The following is a 7,444-nucleotide window of genomic DNA, read 5'->3' on the forward strand; positions in this document are numbered from 1 at the left end:
GATATATGTCAAATCTGTTTGCGATTAATGTCTGCAAGTCGTTTGGTTGCCGTAATTTAGGACGGTCAACATCGACAGATTACAGCTGGCCTGACTATCGCCTAGGTTATGCAGCATTGCACTGTCGGGCATGCGGAAGTTACCCGCCTTTGTTTGACGAACAGCAATTTCGTCGCTGGTTAACAGCCCACTTAGCGACTTACGCCTCTGAAAAGGGCCATTTCTGCCCGGTATGTTATGGCACAGACACGATTTGTTATGGTCACAATCCACAGGGATCGCAACGCATTCAATGTCGTGGCTGCAAAAAAGTCTGGACGCCCAAACAATATCAGAAAGAAATAACGCCTCCCGAAATAATCGAAACTATTGCTCTGATCACCCCCTTTCAGGGAACCAGCAGCGGGCAGAAAATGTATGTTCTGATGAGTTTCGACGCGATTCGCGGTAATATTCTTCATCTCTCGACTAATTACACTCAGCATCAAGCTGGAGAAAGTCTGCATTATCGATACAGAGGAGATGCAGAACCAGAATTACACGAGAGTAATATCGTACAACGCGTTGATATGCGCGAGACACAATTTCTACGCCGCAGTCAGTTCGATGAAATTCAGTATGGCAGCGCAGCGCTCAAGCGCAATGCCAAAGGCGTTATTCTGCGTCCGGTTATCACTGCACACGGGCATTTCAGAGTACTGAATATTTTATTCCCGACAGTAAAAACACATGTAATTTCACACGAGTGTTTTTTAAGAGGTGCGATTATTACGGCCTGGGCAGAACTATTTCGCCAACAGCAAGGTGAGATTTGGTTTATTGAAGAGGAAATAGCTGACAGTACCGATAACACTTCCTGGCGTTTTCAGGGAACAACATATCACGGTTGGTGGCAAAATCAGTGGCAACTCTGGGAGCAGGGAAAAAACCGTAAGATGGTGTGTGCATTAACGGGTGGAAATAGCAACAAAGCTAAAATACTCTCTTTAGCAACCAGCAGAAAATTTATCCACTGGCTACATAAACAGGCTGAATTTACTCACAGCGCCCCGCTTTCCGCAGGGCGCGTAACGCAAATACTGATTTCTCTGGCCCAGGACTACAACAACTGCGCCAGCCGATTAATATCCGACTGAATCGCTCCGGCGGTAACGTCGCGCCCTGCGCCTGGCCCACGGATCACCAGCGGGTTGTCGCGATACCAGCGGCTTTCGATGGCAAAGACGTTATCGCACGGCAGCAGTGATGCCAGCGGGTGATCTTCACGCACCGCTTCCACGCCCACACGCGCTTTGCCGTTGGCATCGAAACGCGCCACGTAGCGCAGCACCAGCCCCATTTCGCGGGCCGCTTCCAGCCGTTGCACCATCTGCTCGTTGAGTTCATCGCCGTTTTCAAAGAAATGGTCGATGCCGCCGCCTTCACAATGGGTTGGCACCAGTGATTCCACACGTACCTGATCCGGTTCGATGTCATAACCTGCTTCACGCGCCAGAATCACCAGTTTGCGCATCACGTCTTTGCCGGAAAGGTCATCACGCGGGTCAGGTTCGGTCAAGCCCTGCTGCCACGCCTGATCCACCAGCTCGGTAAACGGCACGCTACCGTCGAATTGCAGGAACAGCCAGGAGAGCGTGCCGGAGAAGATCCCGCTGATCGACAAAATAGTATCGCCGCTGTCGATCAGATCGCGCACGGTATGGTTGATCGGCAAGCCTGCGCCGACGGTGGCGTTGTACAGCCAGTGACGCCCGGTTTTTTCGAAGGCGTCGTGGATCTGGCGATATTTATTGCTGTCGCTGGCTCCCGCCAGTTTGTTGGCACTGATAACGTGGAAACCGTGGCTGGCGAAATCGAGATATTGATCAGCCAACTGCTGGCTGGCGGTAACGTCCAGCACCACTAAATCATCATACGGATGGGCGCGCATCCACAGGAACAGCGACTCTTCGTCCTGCTCGACCGCTTCATCGTTGAAGAAGGCTAACGCGCGGCTGGCGTCCAGCCCGTCATAGCTCAACAGGCTGCGGCGGCTGTCCACTACGCCTGCCAGCACAAATTCAAATCCGGTACGTGCCGAGAGCGTACTCTGCTCACGGGCGAACAGTTCCAGCCAGCGGGAACCGATATTACCCTTGCCGAACAATACCAGACCAAGGCGTTTTTCTGCGCGGAAGACGGACTGATGTAGCCCCTGAATCAGGCTTTCGGTTGGTCCAGTGCGCAGTACTGCAACCAGACTGATACCGTCATCTGATTGCCAGGTAAATTCGACCGGCTGGCCTTTCAGTTGCTGCCAGAAGCGGTGGCAATGCAGCGGGTTACGGGTGACGCCCGCCCCAACCATCGCCACCAGTGCCAACCCCTGACGCAAGCGCAGTTCGCCAGGTAAACCCGCTTCGTCGAGGATTTTCAGCGCACTATCAACGACTTCAGAGGTGTAGCAAAATTGCAGCAACTGGCGATCGTTATGCACACCAACCGCCAGTGGACGCACTTGAGCGCGTTTCAGGATCTGGTCGATTTCTTTATGCGCCTGTTTGAAATCCTGGCTGGCGGGCACCAGGAACTCAATCAAACAGACATCATCGTGGCTGGTGACAATACGCGCACCAGTACCTGAGGCCAGCACGCGTTCAATTCGCGTGGAGCCTTGATCCGGCGTGTAGCTACAGCGCAGTTGCAGATCGATTTCACTGCCAGAAACTGGCTGTAAAGTACGGGCGTGAAGAACGGGAGCCGCCAGACGCGCCAGTTCGCTGGCCTCATCAAGACGCAGCAATGGCAGCAGACAGGCATCTTTCACTTTGCGCGGGTCGGCACTGTATACCCCGGCGACGTCGCTCCAGATGGTTACGCGAGAAACACCCGCCAGCGCACCGATTTGTGTCGCGGAATAGTCGGAACCGTTACGCCCCAGTAACACGGTTTCACCGGCGTTGTTGCGGCTGATAAATCCGGTCACTACCAGACGTTTGCCCGGATGCTGCACCAGCAGCTGTTGCAGCAACGGATAAGAAAGCCCTTCATCAACCTGCGGTTGTGCAGCGCGTTCAGCGCGTAAAAATTCGCGGGCATCAAGCCAGGCCGCTGGCAGCCCTTGTTGATTAAGTACCGCAGACATCAGGCGCGCCGACCACACTTCACCATGGCCCACCACTTCCGCATACACCGCGTCGTTAATACCGCTGTCGAGCAGCGCCGCCAGACGCTCAAGATCGCTGACAAAAGCGCTAATGAGGTTATCGGCTTCTTCGGCGGGTAGCAGACCGCTAATCAGATCGCACTGATAGCGACGTAGCGTTTGTTGAACCTGATGCGCAGAGAGACGATCGGTCTGGCTTAGTTTCAACCAGTTAATCAACTGGTTAGTGGTGCTACCGGCAGCGGAAACCACCATCATATCGTCGGGCTGGGAGTACTCTGCCATAATGCCCGCGACACGCAAATAACACTTCACATCAGCCAGACTACTGCCACCAAATTTATGCAGTTGACGACCTTTCGCCCCTGCCTGCGCAATCACACTCATTTTTACCCCTTGTTTGCAGCCCGGAAGCCATTTTCCAGGTCGGCAATTAAATCTTCGCCATCTTCAATACCGGTGGAGATACGCAGCAGCGTCTCGGAGATCCCGGCGGCAGCACGCGCTTCTGGCGCCATGCCTGCATGTGTCATGGTTGCGGCGTGAGAGATTAAACTTTCCACTCCCCCTAATGATTCCGCCAGCGTAAACAACGACAGTCCCCCCAGGAAACGACGCAGCGTCTGCTCATCGCCATCCAGTTCAAAACTCAACATTGCGCCAAAGCCTTTTTGCTGGCGTACGGCAATTTCATGCCCCTGATTTTCCGGCAGCGACGGGTGATACAGTTTTTTCACCAACGGCTGGGTTTGCAGATATTTCACAATCGCCTGCGCATTGCGCTGCGCCAGCTCCATACGCGGGACCAGCGTTCGCAAACCGCGCAGCAGCAGATAACTGTCAAACGCGCCGCCCGTCACACCAATATTGTTTGCCCACCAGGCCAGTTCGGTGACAACGTCCGGGTCTTTAGCTATCACCACGCCGGCCACCACGTCTGAGTGACCGTTCAGATATTTCGTACATGAATGCAACACCAGATCGGCACCTAATGCCAGCGGATTTTGTAATGCCGGGCTTAAGAAGGTGTTGTCCACCACGCTCACCGCCCCGACTTCCCTTGCCAGATGGCAGATTTTCGCAATATCCACGACGCGTAACAATGGATTACTTGGGCTTTCTACCAGTACCAGTTTGGGGTTTTCTGCCAGCGCTGCCCGTAATGCCTGTTCATCGCCTTGATCAACAAACAACACGCGATAGCAGCCACGTTTCGCCAGGCTGTCGAACAGGCGATAGCTACCGCCGTAGCAGTCGTGCGGCGCAACCAGCAGATCGCCTGGTTTCAAAAAGACGGTCGTTACCAGGTGAATCGCGGACATGCCGGTATTAGTAAGTACGGCACCAGCACCGCCTTCCAGTTCTGCCAGCGCGCGCTGAACCACATCGCGTGTTGGGTTGCCGCGACGCGAGTAATCATGCGCGCGTGGTTCATTAAATCCGGTAAAATTATAGGTGCTGGAAAGATGGATCGGTGGGACAACGCAACCATACTGTTCGTCGTCATTTAACCCGCTACGCACTGCAATGGTGGCCTGTTTACGCGTCATGTGATGATGTTCCCTGGGCTTTATCGGTGAAATGTCAGGCATCAGAGTAAACATTGCGTTAATGGACGTCAATACATCTGGACATCTAAACTTCTTTGCGTATAGATTGAGCAAATCCCAAATAGCCGTTAAAATTATATACATTGTCACGCCGACAGGTGCATTACACGATGTCACGATAACGCCTGTACGGTAAACTATGCGGGTTTACGGCCAGTACCCACATTAATTGCGTGGTCTGGTCTCAATTTATTGACGAAGAGGATTAAGTATCTCATGGCTGAATGGAGCGGCGAATATATCAGCCCATACGCTGAGCACGGCAAGAAGAGTGAACAAGTCAAAAAGATTACGGTTTCCATTCCTCTTAAGGTGTTAAAAATCCTCACCGATGAACGTACGCGTCGTCAGGTGAACAACCTGCGTCACGCTACCAACAGCGAGCTGCTGTGCGAAGCGTTTCTGCATGCCTTTACCGGGCAACCTCTGCCGGATGATGCCGATCTGCGTAAAGAGCGCAGCGACGAAATCCCGGAAGCGGCAAAAGAGATCATGCGTGAGATGGGGATTAACCCGGAGACGTGGGAATACTAAAGCGGAAAAGAGCGGCGCGGAGTTAACCAGCCGCTTTTTTTATACATGGATGGTTTAGATATGAAAAACAAACTGCTGATCCTCGGTCTGCTAGTTTCTGTGCCTGCTTTTGCCTGGCAACCACAAACTGGCGACATCATCTTTCAGATTTCTCGCTCCTCACAAAGTAAAGCGATCCAACTGGCGACCCATTCCGATTACAGCCACACCGGCATGCTGGTGATACGCAACAACAAGCCCTACGTCTTTGAAGCCGTCGGCCCGGTGAAATACACCCCACTCAAGCAATGGATCGCCCACGGTGAAGATGGCAAATATATTGTTCGCCGCATTAAAGGCGGGCTGAATACCGAACAACAACAAAAACTGGCGCAAACGGCAAAACGTTATCTCGGCAAACCGTATGACTTTAGCTTCTCGTGGAGCGATGATCGCCAGTATTGTTCGGAAGTGGTGTGGAAGGTGTATCAGAATGCGCTAGGAATGCGCGTGGGCGAACAGCAAAAGTTGAAAGAGTTTGATCTCACTCCCCCCGCTGTGCAGGCCAAACTAAAAGAGCGTTATGGCAAAAATATCCCGCTTAATGAAACAGTGGTTTCACCGCAGGCCGTTTTCGATGCGCCACAACTCACCACGGTTGCCAAAGAGTGGCCACTGTTTTCCTGGTAATGGATTTTGAAAACAATACTTCTCGGCTTAATATGTTTACTGCTTTGCAGTTGCGCAACATTTCCGCAAGCTATCACTCCGGTAAATAACGACTCCGCTGGTCAGCATACTATTTATATCGTTAGCCACGGCTGGCACACTGGGATCGTGATTCCCGCCACAAACGTTAATCGTGTTTTACCGCAACTCACCACGCGATTTACGCAACCAAAATGGTATGAAATCGGTTGGGGAGATAAAGGATTTTATCAGGCACAAGAAGTGACCAGCAAATTAACGATGCAGGCGATGTTCTGGTCGATGGGCGCGGTAATACATGTTGTGGCGTTTTCTGCACCACCTGAATACTATTTTTCTTCCAGCGAAGTTAAGCCATTGACTATTAATAACGGTCAACTTGATACCTTAATGTTGTTTCTGGGGCGCAGTTTTTCCAGAAGCGACGCCGGAAATCTTCTCCCACTCAAGAAAGGTATTTATGGTGACAGCCAGTTTTACGCCGCCAATGGTCGTTATGGGATACTCAACACCTGTAATAAGTGGACGGCTAAAGGGCTACAAAGTGCAGGGATAGATATTGAACCGGCGTTAAAATTGACAGCAGAAAGTGTGATGAATGCAGTCAAAAAGTGACAAATAATTATTGCACATTCGATTTGTCGATGTTTTTTTACAATGCAACCACTTACATCATAAAGAAAACACTTTTAGTGATTTCACTTAATATCCTCAACATTTCAACTCAAATATAGATAACTCATTCAAGTTCTTTTTTGTGACAAAGTGCATAATCTCATTTTAATAATTACATTAAGTTTCCAAATAGTAACCTTTTAATGTTGCTATTGATTATTTAACTGAGTGGAACGTAAAAAAATATTCACACGACGAATACCAACCTGGACTATATTTTAATAAGGAATTAACTATGAAGCTGTCCCCTAAGATATTATCCTTATCAATATTATGCTGCTTATTTATAAATACTAACGCTTACGCCTCTGGTGTACTGGACCCTGATCGTCCATTAATCGCCACATCTGATGTTATTCCAGCCCATGAAGGCCCGCTTGGTATGGTTGATGTCGCACCTTATGGTGGATTATTTCCATTAACTGCTATCATCAATAAAGCCAATCATCCACTTAGCAATGTGAAAGTGACTGTCTTAGGCAAAGGCGAGAAAGGTATCCCGATTAGCTATGACGTTGGGGCGCAAGCCATTAATACCCATAATGGCATCCCTGTTTTCGGTTTGTATCCAGACTATGTCAACAAGGTAAAAGTTGACTGGGTGGAAAATGGCAAAAAACAGACTTTTACATGGTCAATTTATGCTGCGCCAGTTTCTCTCCCAGCGACAACCGGACAAACAGCTGTCTTACCTACCGTTGAGCCAGTGAAAGTTGCCCCTTCTCTGAAGAATCGTAACCGGCTCATTTAAACCGTCTGGTCTGTTTCCTCCGGCTCTACAAAAATAATGTCC

The 7,444-nt window shown here is 50.5% G+C and carries 6 protein-coding genes and 1 pseudogene; 5 read left to right on the plus strand and 2 right to left on the minus strand.

Annotated features, from left to right (window positions below):
- Window positions 1-5 precede the first annotated feature (5 nt).
- On the plus strand, window positions 6-1,136 hold the full coding sequence (locus tag A7090_RS19215; protein ID WP_105275215.1) for a cytoplasmic protein: 1,131 nt from the start codon (window positions 6-8) through the stop codon (window positions 1,134-1,136).
- Here A7090_RS19215 and metL read toward each other — a convergent pair.
- Both metL and metB read right to left on the minus strand, forming a co-directional pair.
- Window positions 1,100-3,532 carry a bifunctional aspartate kinase/homoserine dehydrogenase II gene (gene metL / locus A7090_RS19220; RefSeq protein WP_105275216.1) on the minus strand — a complete coding sequence of 811 codons (2,433 nt, stop codon included), beginning with the start codon at window positions 3,530-3,532 and terminating at the stop codon, window positions 1,100-1,102. The two genes, A7090_RS19215 and metL, sit on opposite strands and share 37 nt — an antisense overlap.
- A gap of 2 nt (window positions 3,533-3,534) precedes the next feature.
- Window positions 3,535-4,695: a cystathionine gamma-synthase gene (metB, locus tag A7090_RS19225; protein WP_105275217.1), complete on the minus strand. Its 1,161-nt coding sequence runs from the start codon at window positions 4,693-4,695 to the stop codon at window positions 3,535-3,537.
- Window positions 4,696-4,971: 276 nt separating this feature from the next.
- On the opposite strand from metB, the gene metJ reads away from it, so the two are divergent.
- From metJ to A7090_RS19245, 4 genes and pseudogenes are all read left to right on the plus strand, one after another.
- Entirely contained in the window at window positions 4,972-5,289 is a 318-nt protein-coding gene (gene metJ, locus A7090_RS19230) for a met regulon transcriptional regulator MetJ (protein WP_000852812.1), read from the plus strand.
- A 60-nt stretch (window positions 5,290-5,349) separates the two neighbouring features.
- Window positions 5,350-5,958 carry a YiiX family permuted papain-like enzyme gene (locus tag A7090_RS19235; RefSeq protein WP_105275220.1) on the plus strand — a complete coding sequence of 203 codons (609 nt, stop codon included), beginning with the start codon at window positions 5,350-5,352 and terminating at the stop codon, window positions 5,956-5,958.
- Between the two features lie 6 nt (window positions 5,959-5,964).
- Window positions 5,965-6,591, plus strand: a complete 627-nt coding sequence (locus A7090_RS19240) for a TIGR02117 family protein (RefSeq protein WP_105275218.1) — start codon at window positions 5,965-5,967, stop codon at window positions 6,589-6,591.
- Window positions 6,592-6,886: 295 nt separating this feature from the next.
- Window positions 6,887-7,387, plus strand: a pseudogene (locus A7090_RS19245) (aryl-sulfate sulfotransferase N-terminal domain-containing protein); the annotation flags it as partial.
- Between the last annotated feature and the right edge of the window lie 57 nt (window positions 7,388-7,444).

Source organism: Escherichia sp. MOD1-EC7003, assembly GCF_002965065.1.
Classification (GTDB): Bacteria; Pseudomonadota; Gammaproteobacteria; order Enterobacterales; family Enterobacteriaceae; genus Escherichia.

Coding starts and splice junctions, on each gene's coding strand:
- A7090_RS19215 (WP_105275215.1), top strand. CDS start 6: ATGTCAAATCTGTTTGCGATTAATGTCTGCAAGTCGTTTGGTTGCCGT.
- metL (WP_105275216.1), bottom strand. CDS start 3,532: ATGAGTGTGATTGCGCAGGCAGGGGCGAAAGGTCGTCAACTGCATAAA.
- metB (WP_105275217.1), bottom strand. CDS start 4,695: ATGACGCGTAAACAGGCCACCATTGCAGTGCGTAGCGGGTTAAATGAC.
- metJ (WP_000852812.1), top strand. CDS start 4,972: ATGGCTGAATGGAGCGGCGAATATATCAGCCCATACGCTGAGCACGGC.
- A7090_RS19235 (WP_105275220.1), top strand. CDS start 5,350: ATGAAAAACAAACTGCTGATCCTCGGTCTGCTAGTTTCTGTGCCTGCT.